Raw genomic sequence first — 14,687 nt, 5'->3', positions numbered from 1 at the left:
CTCCTGAGCCCACAACGGGTGGGATCGACTGGGGCGTATGCCGTCTCAGACGGTTTCGAGGACGGCGTCGGGTCTCGCGTAGACGACGTAGGCGAGCCAGGTCGGGTCGCCGGCGTCGCGTGCGGCCTCGCGGGCGACGGCGCTGGCGCGTGACATCTGGGTGCCCTTGAGCAGCTCGTCGTAGAGCGTCTCGACGAAGACCCTCGCCGGCTCCTCCCGGACCGACCACAGGCACGAGACGAAGGCCGAGGCCCCCGCGTCGAGGAACGCCTTCGCGAAACCGCCGACGGTGGTGAGCAGCTCGCCCGAGCGGCCCGTCTGGCAGGCGTTGAGCACGACGAGCGGACCGGCGACGTCAGGGTGGGTCCAGTCGACGTTCTGCTTGACGTCGTTGGAGCTGAGGTACTGCTCGTGCACGGTGGCGCCGCGCTTCTGTCCGCGCAGCAGGACCTTGGCATCGGCGATGTCGTCGGAGCGCGCGGCTCCGTGGCCGGAGAAGTGCAGCAGGTCGAAACCACCGCCGCGCAGCAGACGCTCGACGCCGTCCGGGGTCGCGGTCACCGGCTTCGCCCCGAACCGCTCCTTGAGGTAGCCGGCCTCGGCGACCCCGACGTCGTTCTTGAACATCGGGTTCGCGTAGACGGGACAGATCGAGCGGGCCCGACCCGGACGCACCCGCATGCGCTGCGGAGGGAAGCTGCCGAGCTGCCACCGCACCAGACCCCCGGAGGCGAGGAAGCGCGGCGTCGTGCCCCGCTTGCCGCGCGGTGGCTTGAGGTGCACGAGCTCCCACGGAACAGAGGGCTCGTCGGTGTAGACGATGAGGTCGTGCACCCGGTCTCGGTGCTCCCAGAGGTAGGCCTGCAGGTCCTCCGGGAAGAACTGGTCGAAGAGCAGCGTGCCCGTGTTCTGCAGCTGCGACATCCTCTGACGCGCAGTGAGATCCGGGTCCTTGATGACTTGCTCGACCTCCGCGATGCGTTGCTGCACGAAGTCGTCCGACCCAATGACGGGCGCCGACTCGAACACGCGGGCGGGTTCGCCCGGCACGAGCCGGACCGCATAGCTGTAGACCCGCTCGCCCGTGACGCGGCGGCTCTCGACGATGTCGAGACACGGCACACCCTGGAGCTCGGGGGCATCGACCCCGGTGTGGACGACCGCCGTCACCGGCACCGCGGCGAGCAGCGTCGCACCCGCGGCAGCGGCCTCGAGTGACAGCGTGGCGACGATCACGCTGCCCTGCCGGAGCACGACGGTGACCCGCACCGGCCCGACGGCGAGGGCACGCACACGGAACGTGAGCTCGGCGGCGACGCCGTCGACCGACGAGAGCGCGAAGAGCTTGGGTTCGGGCTCCAGCACCTGACCGTTGTCCTTGGCGTAGACCTGCACGCTCACGGCCTGCGTCGCATCGACGTGGACCGACTCGGCGACGTGCACCGTGCCGGCGGTGGGCGTGAGAGCCGCTCGGGAGAGGCGGACCCGCACGGTGAACTCGGACCCGGGTGTCACCGTCGACGGCATCTCGGCGGCGAGTTCGGCAGGAGTGTCGTGAGCGGGGCCGGGTGCTGGTGCGGGCTCGGTCGCCGGAGGCGGTGGAGGGGCCGGCGGTGGCGCGGCGGGCGGCGGCAGGACGACTTCCGGTGGAGGGACGGCCATCGAGGGCGGCGGCGGGGGCTCGGCTCCCGCTCCCACCGGCTCGGCCGCCTCGGGGAGCTCGAGCCCCCGGTCGTCGGGTGGCAGCGCCGCCGTCATCCAGTCCGGCAGGTGCGACTCGTCGTCGGATGCCCCGAGGCCGAGCGGCAGCCATTGCGAGATCTGACCGATCACCCGCAGCTGCGCGAAGTAGTTGACGTGGTGGACGACATCGTTGGTGCCGAGCGCGCACACCTCGCGCACGTGAGGTCCGGCGACACTGCCGATCGTCGTCATCGAGTCCGTGTCGACGACGAGGTCGTTGCGCCCCTTGAAGAGCCCGTCGACGAAGCCCTCGGCCAGCCGGATCGCGAGCTCCCGGGGGAACTCCGGCGGGTTGTGGTGGTCGTCGAAGAGCGACACGTGGAAGTCGGAGGTCACGACGTACCAGCTCGGCTCGTCGCGCCGCCGCGCGGGCCGCACGGCGTCGAGGGCGGTCACGAAGGCCCCTCCCGGGCGCATCGCGGCCAGGCCCGGTACGCCGTCGTCGCCGGCCGCGCTCGAGGCGAGGAGCTTCACCAGCGCCCCGATGCCGCGCACCACGCCACCGACGATCGCGCTGAACGGGGCGCCGCCAGGCACGAGCGCGAGACCGCCGGCGGTCACCATGAGGAGGTTCGTGTAGAGGTCGACGAGGTCGTGCCAGCGCTCGGGGTCGGCCAGGTGCGTGCCGGCGTTCGTCGCTGCGACGAGAACGACGGAGCCCACCGTGGCACGCAGGCCCGAGGCCGGGAGCACCGACTCGACGAACGACCGCGTCACGAGGCCCCCGCGGCTGTGGGTGATGACGTCGATGACGAGCTCGCCCTCGAACGGCTCGAGGAGGGCCAGCAGGTCACGGGCGTTGCGGGTGGGATCGACGCTGAGCGTGCGGTGGTCGAAGCCGAGAACGGCGTCGTATGCCGACACGAGCGTGTCGACGAACCCCTCGGCCCCCGGCGTCACCGCGAGTGCCCCGAAGGCGCCGACCGTCGAGGAGAAGGTGCCGTGCACGAGCAGCAGCACCCTCGCGGGGTAGTCGGTGGGGAGCCCCACCGCTCCGATCGAGTCGACCGGCTTCCACGCGTCGAGCGACCCCCCGGTCACGTGGACGAGCCCCGTGCGGACGCCAGACTCGAGATGCCCGACGACCTCGTCGACGACGGCCGGGACGGCGAAACGCAGGACGACGGCCTGCAGCGCACCGTGCACCAGGTCGCCGAGCAGTCCACGGTCGGCACGGTGGGTCGCTCCCGCCCGAGCACCGTCGCGGGTCACCGGGCGCGACGGTGGCTGCGGCTGCACCGGCAGAACGAAGGAGACCGTGCGCCCGCCGGGGTCGAGCGACCGCGTCCGCGGCCCGTTGCCGCCGCGAACCGGCAGGTGCCACGAGTAGACACCGTCGCGTTCGAGCAGCACGACGGCGTCGTCCCCGGCAGGGACGTCGACGTCGACGTGCACGGTGCCGCGCCGGTTCGGGGCGGCGGGCGCGTCGAGGTCGCGACCGCGACGGGGGGCCAGGTCGATGCGGTCGACCACGACGAAGTCGGTGTCGCCGAGGAGGCCCACCAGCGCAGCTCTTTCGGCCGCTCGTGGGCCGGGAAGCGGAAGGTCGCGGTCCGCGCGGTCGGAAGCATCGGCGGCGGACACGTCGTAGCCGCGAGGGGCGCGCACGCGCACCGCTCCCCCACCGAAGGACGCGGACGGCATACCTGGGCTCCCTCCCTGATGCTCCTCCTGCTCACACCGTAGAGGCGGAAGAGGAGCCTGGTGATACAACGCGGGAACGCGTGGGCATCGGTAGCGCTCCCCACTCCGCGCCCACCGCGGCAACAGATCCACGGTTGAACCCACCGGCCAAAAAATCGGTTGCACGCCGTGCGCCGCTGCGCCAGTCTCTACCCGAGCGCTGCGGCACACTGCCGCGCACCAGGACCCAAGGAGGGTGACATGTCCATCACGGCCACGGGCACGCCTGCCCACACCCCTTCTCCCTTGGAGTTCTCTTGTCATTCAACGCTTTTCACGAAGACGAACACGAGGTCTTCGACGCCCGCCTGACTGGCAGGCGGCTCGCCGACCTCGACGTCGAAAACTTCGCGTACGACTCGCTGCCCGACGCCCCGCCGGAGGGCGAGCGGTGGTCGAGCTGGGACGGTGCGACGCACGGCCCCAAGCCGCGCCCCGACTGGGTCATCACCGACCTCGGCGCGGTCGAGACCGACCTCGGCGTGCTGAAGACCGGCAAGGAGGCCGACGTCCACCTGGTGCGCAGGTGGGTGCCCGGCTCCCCCGACCGCGACGTCATCATGGCCGGCAAGCGCTACCGGTCGAGCAAGAACCGCCTCTTCCACCGAGACTCGGGCTATCTCGAGGGGCGGCGCGTGCGCAAGTCGCGCGAGACGCGGGCCATCCGGACCCGCACCTCGTTCGGCAAGGAGCTGATCAGCGGACTCTGGGCCTTCGCCGAGTTCGAGACGCTGGTCAGGCTGTGGCACGAGGGGTTGCCCGTGCCCTACCCGGTGCAGATGTCCGACGACGAGATGCTGATGGAGTTCATCGGCTCTCCCGACGGGCGGGCCGCCCCACGGCTCGCCCAGACGAGGCCCGACCCGGCCCTGCTGCCGGTGCTGTTCGAACAGCTGCGCGAGGCGATGCTCCGGCTCGCCGAGCTCGGGTGGGCGCACGGTGACCTCTCGCCCTACAACGTGCTGCTCGACGGCGAGGGCGACGACTCGCGCCTGGTCCTCATCGACTGGCCGCAGGTCGTCGACGTCATCGGCAACCCACACGGGCCCGAGTTCCTCGAACGTGACGCGCACAACATGTGTGACTGGTTCACTCGTCGTGGGTATGCGGTCGACGAGGGCCTGCTCTTCGGTGACCTCATCGCCGCGGCGACGTCCCGCTGGTGAGCACCAGAAGGGCTCGGACGTGATGGAGACCACCCGTTCGTGGGGTGGTCTCCATCCACGTGCGGCTGCGGCGCCGGTCGGTCGCGCCTCAGTCGCCGAGGAAGTCGGCGGTGTGCCCGAACTTCCCCGAGTGCACGAAGGCCTCGAGCGGCAGCCGCGAGCGCGGCAGCCGCGCCCGCGTGCGCACCCACTCGGGCATCTCGGCGTCGCCGTCCGGCCCGGCGGGCAGGCCGAGCGCGATGCCCGTGGTCACGGCCCAGTGCGCCGGAACCGCGAAGACCTCCGCGGCCGCCCCGTGGTCGAAGCCGCCGAACTGACGCACCTGCAGCCCCATCGAGCGGGCCTGCACCGTGATGTGGGCGACCGCCTGGCCGAGGTCGAACATCGCGTAGTCGCTGTAGGCGATCTCGTGGTCCTCGTCGGTCGCCACCTGGTGCAGGGTCAGGATGATGGCCGAGGCCGACGGCGCCCAGACCTGGTTGGCTGACGACAGCAGCTCGACCATGGCGGCGTGGGTGTCGTCTCCACGCAGACCGACGATGAAGCCCCAGGGCTGGGAGTTGCCGGCCGAGGGTGACCAGCGCGCCGCCTCGAGGATGGCCCGGAGCGCGTCCGCGGACAGGGTGTGGGAGCGGTCGTAGACGAGGACGCTCTCGCGGTCGCGCAGCAGCGGCGTCAGTGTCTCCGGCTGCGCCGTCGGTCCCGGGGGCGCATGCCGTCCGCCCGGCACCGTCATGTCACTCACCTTGCGCTCACCGTCCTCACGCACTCCTCAACGATGCCTCAGCGGCGTCTCTTCCCGGCCCCTCCTGTGGCCAGCGCCACCCCCCAATCCCCCACCCCGGTGCGCCCCCTCACCACTCGAGAGAACACTCCGTCACCTTCACACCCGAGCCGCGCGCACGTGGCCCGCCGACCGACGGACCGCCACGAGACGGCATACGGGTGCGTGCAGGGGCACGAGCGCGGGGTTCGTGGCGGTCCGCCGGCCGCTGTCAGTACGCGCGGCCGACGACCGCGAGCACGCCCTCGTCGTCCTCGGACTCGGGCACGGACCCGTCAGGCATCGTCAGGCATCGGACCGTCACAGCGGACTCGGCGAGGGTGGCCTCGCCCTCGGTCCCGAGCGTCGACCACGGGATCGTCGCCCAGCCGGTGCGGGCTGCCTCGGCCGCCTCACCGAGACTCGAGACCGCGGAGGTGTTGGCCTGCTGATGGGCCAGCGCGCCGGCATACAGCGTCTCGTGGTCCTCGTCGAGGGCACCCGTCACGGTGTCGACGACCCCTGCGATCGGCACGGCCGTCTTGCCACCGGCCACGCGTCGGGCGACCGTGACGCTGCCCTCGGCGAGGTCGCGGGGACCGACCTCGACGCGAACCGGGATGCCCTTGAGCTCCGCGTCGACCGCCCGTCGCCCGAAGGGGGTGTCGACGCGGGCGTCGAGCTCGGCCCGCACCCCTCGGGCGAGCAGGTCGGAGACGAGCTGCTCGGCCGCCGCGACGACGCCCTCGCCGTCCTTGACGACCATGACCAACGCCTGGATCGGCGCCAGCCGCGGCGGCAAGCGAAGGCCGGCGTCGTCGCCGTGGCACATGATCAGCCCACCGAGCATCCTGGTCGAGGTGCCCCACGACGTCGTCCAGCAGGTCTCCTGGCGCGACTGCTGGGAGAGGTAGGTGATGTCGAACGCCCTGGCGAAGTTCTGCCCGAGCTCGTGGCTGGTGCCCATCTGCAATGCCTTGCCGTCGCGCATCATCGCTTCCAGCGCAAGGGTGTTCGTGGCCCCGGCGAAGCGCTCACGAGCGGTCTTGCGGCCGAGCACCACTGGCATCGCCAGTATTTCGCGCATGAAGGCGGCGTAGACGTCGGCGTGGATGCGCCTCGCGTACGCCCGAGCGTCCTGCTCGGTCGCGTGGGCCGTGTGACCCTCCTGCCAGAGGAACTCACTGGTGCGCAGGAACACTCGCGGCCGCAGCTCCCAGCGCACGACGTTCGCCCACTGGTTGAGCAGCAGGGGCAGGTCACGGTAGCTCTGGGTCCACTTCGCCATGTACTCGCCGATGACCGTCTCGGACGTCGGGCGCACGACGACCTTCTCCTCGAGCTCCTTGCCGCCGGCGTGCGTCACGACGGCGAGCTCGGGGCTGAAGCCCTCGACGTGCTCGGCCTCGCGGGTGAGGTAGGACTCGGGGATGAAGAGCGGGAAGTAGGCGTTCTTGGCGCCGGCCTCCTTGATGCGCCGGTCCATGTCGGCCTGCATGCGCTCCCAGATCGCGTAGCCGTACGGTCGGATGACCATGGTGCCGCGCACCGGCCCGTTGTCGGCCAGCTCCGCCTTGGCGACGACGTCCTGGTACCAGCGGGGGAAGTCCTCTGACTGAGGAGTGAGCACGGTCTTGGGCATGGGGCCGATCCTACGGACGGCACCAAATCAGGCGTGCTCCATCGTCGCCACCATGAAGGCCTGCCACGCCTCACGCGAGTCGGCGAGCTCACCCAGGCCACCGGCCTGCTCGAGGATGCGGGTCGTGGCGTCCCTCGTGACGTCGTCGAGGTCGCCGGTCGTCTCGACGTCGGTGCGGCCCCAGACATGGCGGCACATCGCCTGCACTGCCTGCACCTGCGCGTTGGACCGACGGATCAGCCGCGGCAGCTCCGGGCCGAACCGGCCGACGTCGACGTGGATGTGGTTCGCGTGGGCGTCGTCGAAGAGGTAGGTCAGCACGTCGGCGAACTCGTGGTGCAGGCCGGCCGCGGTGCGCCAGTAGAGGGACAGCCGCCGGCGGAGCTCGGCAGGTGGGGCGTCGCGCCACTGGTCGTGGCGCAGGGAGGTCAGGTCGCGGCCTCCGGCCCGCAGCCGAGCGATGTCGATCGCCTCGCCTGAGCTGTGCCATGACGTCGACGACCCGCGCACCCAGGCGCCGTACGAACGGATCTCGTCGGGAACCTGACCGACGTGCTTCCGGTGGAGGGCGAGCCACTGGTCGAGCCGGGCGCCGAAGGGCTCGGTCACGTAGTACGTCGCTGGCCGGCCCGTGACCTCGTACGCGTGAGCCGCGGTCCCGATGCGGCGTCGCGCCTCGAGGTCGCGGAAGTCCACAGGCCGCGGGTCGATCCGCAGCTCGGGCGGGGTCGGCTCGTTGAAACCGGGGAGCGCCGGGAGGGAGGGGAAACCGGGACCGCGCGAGACGGCATACGCCCCACCGGCGGCCACGGCCCCGACCGCTCCGAGCGCCAGGAGTCGGCGGCGCGTCATCCCCGACCGGGTCGCCGGAGCGTCCGGGTCGGGCGGGGTCGCCTGTCCGCGCTCCGTCGTGTCGGGCTCCATGACTGCTCCAACGTCCGACGGCACGCGTCCTATCCCGCCACGGAACCGCAACGTGCGGCCGGCCCTCCGACCGGCACGAACGCGCTGCCCGTCCGGGCGGGCGACAGGGACGGAGAACCATGGCCAGGTGTGCGCAGTGCGGCAAGCAGGTGGGTGGGCTGGGCGGCGTGAAGGGTGGCCTCGTGACGACCGCGACCGGCCGTCGGTTGTGCCGCCCGTGCAACGACCGCCTCCTCGCAACGGCGGCTGGCATCATCGCAGCAGGGCCCGACGCCTCGACGAGCGAGCAGCTGGGGTCGGGCATCCTGGCCGCAGGCTGGCTCGTACGGGTCCGCGCAGCCCGCCGCCGAGGTCGAGGCGACTGAGCAGGCTCCCGCGCGCCAGCGTGCGCGAGGCCGACGCTCCCTCCATGTCGACTGCAACGACGCCGCGACGTCGCACGGTGTTGCGGGCCGCTCTCGGCATCGGATCCGCGGCAGCACTGGCTGGGGTCACCGGCTGCGCTGACGCACCTGACGGGGCGACGTTGTCGGACGGCGTGCTCGACCCGCGCCACAGCCCCGACCGGCCTCGGTGGCGGCTCGCGGTCCCCGCCGGCAGGCCCGCGCGCGGACTCGTCGTCGCGCTCCACGGAGCCGGAGGGTGACCGCGTCCCGGCCAGAGGACTTCGACTCCATCCCGGCCCGAACGTGGCAAGCTCCTCGCCTTCGCCGTCGTGTCCGAGCGGGCACCGGCCCGTGACGGGAGCACTTCGCCGCTCGACCACCGGGTGCGCGTCGCGGGCACCGACCTCGCCTTCGTCTACGGCCCGGTCGACCCTGACGACCGCAGCCTGCTGCACGTGTCGTGCAGCACCTGACCGGCAGCCGTCCTCGTGTCTCAGGCCAGGGCGGCGATGGCGTCGGCGGTGGCGAGGACCTTCTGCGCCGTGTCGACGTGGAGGTTCTCGATGAGCCGGCCGTTGAGGGTGGCGACACCACGCCCCTCGGCCTGTGCGGCTTCGAACGCAGCGATGACGGCGCGGGCGTCGTCGACCTGTGCCTCGCTCGGCGCGAAGACCTCGTTGGCCGCCTCCACCTGCCCGGGGTGAATGAGGGTCTTGCCGTCGAACCCCCACTCCCGGCCCTGACGCGCCTCGGCGAGGAAGCCGTCGGCGTCCTTGACGTCGTTGAAGACACCGTCGACGACGGCGACACCCGCGGCCCGCGCGGCGAGCAGCGCCAGCTGCAGGCTGGTCGCGATGGCCGCACGCCCGGGGGCGAACGTCGCGCCGATCTCCTTGTAGAGGTCGTTGGTCCCGAGCACGAGGCAGGCGAGCCGGTCGGAGGCGCGCGCGATCTCCTCGGCGTGGAGCACGGCCACCGGGGTCTCGACCATCGCCCAGAGCCTGGTGTGGTCCGGGGCTCCGGCGGCCTCCATGGCGGCCACGAGCGCGCGCACCTCGTCGGCGGAGTTCACCTTCGGAACGACGATCGCGTCTGGCCCCGCGGCCGCCGCCGCGGCAAGGTCGGCGTCATGCCACTGCGAGCCGAGGCCGTTGACCCGGATCGTCAGCTCGCGTCGACCGTAGTCACCGGATCGCGCTGCGGCACAGGCGTTCTCACGCGCCGTGTCCTTGGCGTCGGGCGCGACGGCGTCCTCGAGGTCGAGGATCAGCGCGTCGACGGGGAGCGTCTTCGCCTTCTCGAGCGCGCGCTCGTTGGAGCTCGGCATGTAGAGCACCGAGCGACGAGGGCGGTATGCCGTCTGCTGCGTCACGAGGTCAGCCTTCCTGCGTGGCGGGCTCGGCGGCATACAGCTCGGCGAGCGCGGGGTCCGTCTTGGAGAGGCGCTCGGCGAGCTCGACGATGACGAGGCACTGCTTGAGGCTGGCGTCGTCCTCCATCTTCCCGTCGAGCATCACCGCGCCGGTGCCGTCGCCCATCGCGGCGACGACGCGGCGTGCGTGTGCGACGTCCTCGGCCGACGGGCTGAAGACGCGCTTGGCGATCTCGATCTGCACCGGGTGCAGCGACCACGTGCCGACACAGCCGAGCAGGAACGCGTTGCGGAACTGGTCCTCGCAGGCGACGACGTCCTGGATGTCGCCGAACGGGCCGTAGTACGGGTAGATGCCGTGCATCGCGCAGGCGTCGACCATGCGGGCGATCGTGTAGTGCCACAGGTCCTGCTGCGCCGTGGCGCGCGATCCCTGGATGTCACCGTCGACCGGGTCGGTGCGCACGAGGTAGCCGGGGTGGCCGCCGCCGACGCGGGTCGTCTTCATGCGGCGGTCTGCAGCGAGGTCGGCCGGGCCGAGCGAGAGGCCCTGCATGCGCGGTGAGGCGCCGCAGATCTCCTCCACGTTCACCATGCCGCGCGCCGTCTCGAGGATGGCGTGGACGAGGATCGGGCGGGTCAGGCCGGCCTTCGCCTCGAGCTGGGCCAGCAGCCGGTCGACGTAGTGGATGTCCTCGGCGCCCTGCACCTTCGGCACCATCACGACGTCGAGCTTGTCGCCGACCTCGGAGATCAGCGTCGTGAGGTCGTCGAGTGCCCACGGGCTGTCGAGGGCGTTGATGCGGGTCCAGAGCTGCGTGTTCTCGCCGAAGTCGGTGGCCTTCGCGATCTCGACGAACCCGGCGCGCGCGGCCTCCTTGCGGTCGGCCTTGACGGCGTCCTCGAGGTTGCCGAGCAGGACGTCGACGGTGCCGACGAGGTCTGGCACCTTGGCCGCCATCTTCGGGTTGCTCGGGTCGAAGAAGTGGATGACCCGGGACGGGCGGGGGGGCACCTGCGCCAGGGGCGTCGGTGCCCCCACCGCGAGCGGCCGGAAGAAGTCCTTGGCGCTGCGCATGGGCGCCAACGTAGCAACGGGCCCGAGACCCGCGTTATGACGACAGTCACGCCCGCCGCCGATGAGTCCGGCATCACTATGGTGGCGGTGTGACCGACCCTGCGACCGAGCCAGCAAGCCCGCCGGCGAACCAGCCCGCAGCCGGCCCCGTGGCCGGGCCGCGACCGGCCAACGCGTCGGCGCTGCTGGGCGAGGCCATGACGAAGTCCGGCCTGCTCTGGATCGAGGTGCCCGACGACCGCACCTGGCCGGCGTGGCACGTCTGGGACGACGGGGCCGCCCTCGTCGTCAGCGGCCCCGGGGAGCAACCGCTGCCGTGGCTGCCCAAGGAGGTCCGGGTCATGCTGCGCAGCAAGGACACCGGCGGCCGCCTGCTGACCGTGCGCGCCCACGTCCACGTGCTCGAGCCCGGCACCCCCGAGTGGCAGCGCGCCACCGAGCTGCTGCGCACCTCACGCCTCAACGCCGTCGACGACTCGGTGACCCGCTGGGCCGCCGAGTGCACAGTGACAGCGCTCGTCCCCTTCGACAGCCCGCTCGAGTCGCCGGGGGCGTATGCCGCCCACGACCACCGCGAGCCCCCGGCGCGCACCGCGGCGACCACCACCTCATGGCGCCCGTGGCACTGGGGTGGGCGCGGCGAGGAGAAGGCCGAGCGCAAGCGACAGCGTGATGAGAAGAAGGCCGCACGTCAGGCCGCCAAGGAGCGAGCAAAGCTGCGCAAGAAGCGCCAGCGACGTGGCGGCCGACGACGGGCCGGCTGAACCCCTAGCCTTGCCCCATGAGTGCGAGCACCCGAGTCTTCGTCGCACGCCTGACCGGGCTGAGCGTCTTCGACCCGCTCGGCGACCAGGTCGGTCGGGTGCGCGACGTCGTGGTGATGTTCTCGGCCAACCGGCCGGAGCCGCGCGTCATCGGCCTCGTCGTCGAGGTGCCGGGCCGCCGCCGGGTCTTCGTGCCGATGACCCGGGTGACCTCCATCGACGCCGGAGCCGTCATCACCACCGGACTCGTCAACATGCGGCGTTTCGAGCAGCGCACCAACGAGGTGCTCGTCGCCGCCGAGCTCTTCGACCGCACGGTCCGCGTCACGAAACCTGACGCGGTCGACGCGGGGTTCGCCGACGCGCTCGTCGAGGACATCGCCATCGAGCAGGGCCCCCGCCGCGACTGGCTGGGCACCCGCGTCTTCGTCCGACAGGCACCGACCGGCATCTCGCCCACGTCCAAGGCCATGTCGCGGCTGACCCGTCGACGCTCGGGCAAGACGATGCTCGTCGACATCCGCGACGTGGTCGGCCTGCACGAGCAGGCCGGCGCACAGAGCGCCGAGCGCCTCCTCGAGACCTACGACGACCTCAAGGTCGCCGACCTCGCCGAGGTCATCCACGACCTCAACCCCAAGCGTCGCGCCGAGGTGGCGGCCGCCCTCGACGACGAGCGGCTCGCCGACGTGCTCGAGGAGCTGCCCGAGGACGACCAGGTCGAGATCATCGCCGGCCTCGACACCGAGCGTGCCGCCGACGTGCTCGAGGCCATGGAGCCCGACGACGCGGCCGACCTGCTGGCCGACCTCCCCCCTGCCCAGGCCGAGCAGCTTCTCCAGCTCATGGAGCCCGACGAGGCGGCCCCGTTGCGACGGCTACTGTCCTACGACGAGAACACCGCCGGCGGCATGATGACCACCGAGCCGGTGGTGCTCGGTCCCGAGGCGACGATCGCCGAGGCGCTGGCGACCGTGCGCCGCGAGGAGCTCGCCCCCGCCCTGGCCTCGATGGTCTACGTCTGCCGGCCGCCGCTCGAGGCTCCGACCGGCCGCTACCTCGGGCTCGTCCACTTCCAGCGGCTGCTGCGCGAGCCGCCGCACGGCGCCGTCGGGTCGATCATCGACAAGGAGATCGAGCCGCTCGCCGCCAGTGCCTCGCTCGAGACCGTCACGCGCACGCTCGCTACCTACAACCTCGTCTCGCTGCCCGTCGTCGACAGCGACGGCCGGCTCATCGGCGCGGTCACGGTCGACGACGTGCTCGACCACATCCTCCCCGAGGACTGGCGTGAGGAGCGGCACGAGCTGGAGGTGCGCCCGTGAGCGAGCGCGCCGAACGTCGCCCGGGCACGCGCGCCGTGCGCGGCGACAAGCTCGACCAGCCGCAGGAGCAGCGGGCCCGCGTGCTCCCGCGGCTCACCTTCTCGCAGGAGGCGTTCGGCGTCCTGTCCGAGAGGTTCGCCCGCCTCATGGGCACGGCCGGCTTCCTCATCGGCATGACGGTGTTCGTCGCGGCCTGGATCCTGTGGAACGTGCTGGCGCCGGCTCGCCTGATCTTCGACGAGTTCCCGTTCATCTTCCTGACGCTGATGCTGAGCCTGCAGGCCTCGTACGCCGCCCCGCTCATCCTGCTCGCGCAGAACCGCCAGGCCGACCGCGACCGCGTCGCGCTCGAGCAGGACAGGGCGCGCGACGAGCGCAACCTCGCCGACACCGAGTTCCTCACCCGGGAGGTCGCCTCGCTCCGCCTGGCCCTGCGCGAGCAGGCGACGCGCGACTTCGTCCGCAGCGAGCTACGCGGCCTCCTCGACGAGCTCGAGGACCGCGCACTCATCCGCAACGCCGACGACGCCACTCCCCCGCGGCACACCGACTAGCGCACGGCCCCCGGCGTCCGGGACCGCTGCGGCGCCTCCTCGGAGGCGGGTCTCGGTGTGTTGCGGTAGACAGCGGCCGTGGTCGGGAGGCTCGGCACCGCGGCATACGATGGAGGACATGTCTGTCCCTGCGCTGCCCAGCCGTGACGCCATGCTCACGGCGCTGTCGAAGGTCAACGACCCCGAGATCCGCAAGCCGATCACCGAGCTCGGCATGGTCAAGTCGGTCGAGATCGACGACACCGGCAGGGTGGCGCTCGCGATCTTCCTCACGGTCTCCGGATGCCCCATGAAGGAGACGCTCACCAAGGACTCCAGCAACGCGCTGCTGGCCCTCGCGGGTGTGACCTCCGTCGAGGTCGAGCTCGACGTCATGAGCGACGAGCAGCGCGCCGAGCTGCGCTCGCAGCTGCGCGGTGGGGCTCCCGAGAAAGAGATCCCGTTCGCCAAGCCCAACAGCCTCACGCGGGTGTATGCCGTCGCCTCCGGCAAGGGTGGCGTCGGCAAGTCCTCGGTGACGGTGAACCTCGCGGCCGCGATGGCCGAGCAGGGCCTGCGGGTGGGCGTCGTCGACGCCGACGTCTACGGCTTCTCTGTGCCGCGCATGCTCGGTGTCGAGCAGCGCCCGACGCAGGTCGACGACATGATCCTGCCGCCGATCAGCCACGACGTGAAGGTCATCTCGATCGGCATGTTCGTGCCCGGCAACCAGCCGGTCGTCTGGCGCGGACCGATGCTGCACCGCGCCCTGCAGCAGTTCCTCGGCGACGTCTTCTGGGGCGACCTCGACGTGCTGCTGCTCGACCTCCCGCCCGGCACCGGTGACATCGCGATCTCCGTCGCGCAGCTCATCCCGACCGCCGAGATCCTCGTCGTGACGACGCCTCAGCAGGCGGCCGCAGAGGTGGCCGAGCGAGCCGGCTCGATCGCGCTGCAGACCCACCAGCGCGTGGCGGGCGTCATCGAGAACATGAGCTGGCTCGAGCTGCCCGACGGCACGCGCCAGGAGATCTTCGGCTCCGGTGGCGGCCAGGCCGTCGCCGACTCGCTCAGCAAGAGCATCGGCGCCCCGGTCGAACTGCTCGGCCAGATCCCGCTCGACACGCGACTGCGCGAAGGTGGCGACACCGGCACTCCCGTCGTGCTGGCCGAGCCCGACACCGCCGCCGCCGTGGCGCTGCGCGGCATCGCCCGCGGTCTCGGCGCCCGCGCCCGCGGTCTCGCTGGCCGCTCCCTCGGCCTCACCCCCGCCGGTCGCTGAGCCCCCTCCCCGTCCCGACGACGTAG

General features: G+C 71.7%; 14 protein-coding genes. 8 read left to right on the top strand and 6 right to left on the bottom strand.

What is annotated here, in order from left to right:
* Positions 1-45: 45 nt before the first annotated feature.
* Positions 46-3,387 carry a CHAT domain-containing protein gene (locus AC1DE0_RS02430; RefSeq protein WP_478096743.1) on the bottom strand — a complete coding sequence of 1,114 codons (3,342 nt, stop codon included), beginning with the start codon at positions 3,385-3,387 and terminating at the stop codon, positions 46-48.
* Positions 3,388-3,683: 296 nt separating this feature from the next.
* On the opposite strand from AC1DE0_RS02430, the gene AC1DE0_RS02425 reads away from it, so the two are divergent.
* Complete coding sequence (locus tag AC1DE0_RS02425; protein WP_478096741.1) at positions 3,684-4,592, top strand: serine protein kinase RIO; 909 nt, start codon at positions 3,684-3,686, stop codon at positions 4,590-4,592.
* An 88-nt stretch (positions 4,593-4,680) separates the two neighbouring features.
* Here AC1DE0_RS02425 and AC1DE0_RS02420 read toward each other — a convergent pair whose 3' ends face one another.
* The 3 genes from AC1DE0_RS02420 to AC1DE0_RS02410 all read right to left on the bottom strand — a co-directional run bounded on the left by AC1DE0_RS02420 (position 4,681) and on the right by AC1DE0_RS02410 (position 7,921).
* The gene (locus AC1DE0_RS02420) at positions 4,681-5,361 is read right to left on the bottom strand and encodes a nitroreductase family protein (protein ID WP_478096739.1); all 681 of its coding nucleotides are present in this window, start codon (positions 5,359-5,361) and stop codon (positions 4,681-4,683) included.
* A gap of 226 nt (positions 5,362-5,587) precedes the next feature.
* Positions 5,588-6,997 (bottom strand): proline--tRNA ligase, encoded by a 1,410-nt coding sequence (gene proS, locus AC1DE0_RS02415; RefSeq protein ID WP_478096737.1) that lies wholly within the window; start codon positions 6,995-6,997, stop codon positions 5,588-5,590.
* A gap of 27 nt (positions 6,998-7,024) precedes the next feature.
* The gene (locus tag AC1DE0_RS02410; protein ID WP_478096735.1) at positions 7,025-7,921 is read right to left on the bottom strand and encodes an extensin family protein; all 897 of its coding nucleotides are present in this window, start codon (positions 7,919-7,921) and stop codon (positions 7,025-7,027) included.
* Between the two features lie 182 nt (positions 7,922-8,103).
* On the opposite strand from AC1DE0_RS02410, the gene AC1DE0_RS02405 reads away from it, so the two are divergent.
* From AC1DE0_RS02405 to AC1DE0_RS02395, 3 genes are all read left to right on the top strand, one after another.
* Positions 8,104-8,286, top strand: a complete 183-nt coding sequence (locus AC1DE0_RS02405) for a hypothetical protein (protein ID WP_478096733.1) — start codon at positions 8,104-8,106, stop codon at positions 8,284-8,286.
* Positions 8,287-8,330: 44 nt separating this feature from the next.
* On the top strand, positions 8,331-8,567 hold the full coding sequence (locus AC1DE0_RS02400) for a hypothetical protein (protein WP_478096731.1): 237 nt from the start codon (positions 8,331-8,333) through the stop codon (positions 8,565-8,567).
* 69 nt (positions 8,568-8,636) lie between these two features.
* A complete protein-coding gene (locus tag AC1DE0_RS02395) occupies positions 8,637-8,780 on the top strand; it encodes a hypothetical protein (RefSeq protein WP_478096729.1) in 144 nt (47 codons plus the stop codon).
* 20 nt (positions 8,781-8,800) lie between these two features.
* Here the strand turns inward: AC1DE0_RS02395 and AC1DE0_RS02390 are convergent, their stop codons facing one another.
* Together AC1DE0_RS02390 and AC1DE0_RS02385 are read right to left on the bottom strand one after the other, a co-directional pair.
* Positions 8,801-9,715 carry an HpcH/HpaI aldolase/citrate lyase family protein gene (locus AC1DE0_RS02390; protein WP_478096727.1) on the bottom strand — a complete coding sequence of 305 codons (915 nt, stop codon included), beginning with the start codon at positions 9,713-9,715 and terminating at the stop codon, positions 8,801-8,803.
* Positions 9,684-10,757: an HpcH/HpaI aldolase/citrate lyase family protein gene (locus AC1DE0_RS02385; RefSeq protein WP_478096725.1), complete on the bottom strand. Its 1,074-nt coding sequence runs from the start codon at positions 10,755-10,757 to the stop codon at positions 9,684-9,686. Before AC1DE0_RS02385 ends, AC1DE0_RS02390 begins: the two co-directional genes overlap by 32 nt.
* 89 nt (positions 10,758-10,846) lie before the next feature.
* Here AC1DE0_RS02385 and AC1DE0_RS02380 point away from each other — a divergent pair, with 89 nt between their 5' ends.
* From AC1DE0_RS02380 to AC1DE0_RS02365, 4 genes are all read left to right on the top strand, one after another.
* Positions 10,847-11,521: a hypothetical protein gene (locus AC1DE0_RS02380; RefSeq protein WP_478096723.1), complete on the top strand. Its 675-nt coding sequence runs from the start codon at positions 10,847-10,849 to the stop codon at positions 11,519-11,521.
* Between the two features lie 17 nt (positions 11,522-11,538).
* Positions 11,539-12,846, top strand: a complete 1,308-nt coding sequence (locus AC1DE0_RS02375) for a magnesium transporter MgtE N-terminal domain-containing protein (protein WP_478096721.1) — start codon at positions 11,539-11,541, stop codon at positions 12,844-12,846.
* Positions 12,843-13,400, top strand: a complete 558-nt coding sequence (locus AC1DE0_RS02370; RefSeq protein WP_478096719.1) for a DUF1003 domain-containing protein — start codon at positions 12,843-12,845, stop codon at positions 13,398-13,400. Before AC1DE0_RS02375 ends, AC1DE0_RS02370 begins: the two co-directional genes overlap by 4 nt.
* Positions 13,401-13,518: 118 nt before the next feature.
* The gene (locus AC1DE0_RS02365) at positions 13,519-14,661 is read left to right on the top strand and encodes an Mrp/NBP35 family ATP-binding protein (protein ID WP_478096717.1); all 1,143 of its coding nucleotides are present in this window, start codon (positions 13,519-13,521) and stop codon (positions 14,659-14,661) included.
* Positions 14,662-14,687: the final 26 nt, after the last annotated feature.

Source organism: Terrabacter sp. 05T424, from assembly GCF_056396225.1.
The sequence above is the reverse complement of the archived record's forward strand: the minus strand, read 5'-3'. Positions and strand labels throughout refer to the sequence as shown.

Coding starts and splice junctions, on each gene's coding strand:
- AC1DE0_RS02375 (WP_478096721.1), top strand. CDS start 11,539: ATGAGTGCGAGCACCCGAGTCTTCGTCGCACGCCTGACCGGGCTGAGC.
- AC1DE0_RS02365 (WP_478096717.1), top strand. CDS start 13,519: ATGTCTGTCCCTGCGCTGCCCAGCCGTGACGCCATGCTCACGGCGCTG.
- AC1DE0_RS02400 (WP_478096731.1), top strand. CDS start 8,331: ATGTCGACTGCAACGACGCCGCGACGTCGCACGGTGTTGCGGGCCGCT.
- AC1DE0_RS02430 (WP_478096743.1), bottom strand. CDS start 3,387: ATGCCGTCCGCGTCCTTCGGTGGGGGAGCGGTGCGCGTGCGCGCCCCT.
- AC1DE0_RS02385 (WP_478096725.1), bottom strand. CDS start 10,757: ATGCGCAGCGCCAAGGACTTCTTCCGGCCGCTCGCGGTGGGGGCACCG.
- AC1DE0_RS02390 (WP_478096727.1), bottom strand. CDS start 9,715: ATGCCGCCGAGCCCGCCACGCAGGAAGGCTGACCTCGTGACGCAGCAG.
- proS (WP_478096737.1), bottom strand. CDS start 6,997: ATGCCCAAGACCGTGCTCACTCCTCAGTCAGAGGACTTCCCCCGCTGG.
- AC1DE0_RS02410 (WP_478096735.1), bottom strand. CDS start 7,921: ATGGAGCCCGACACGACGGAGCGCGGACAGGCGACCCCGCCCGACCCG.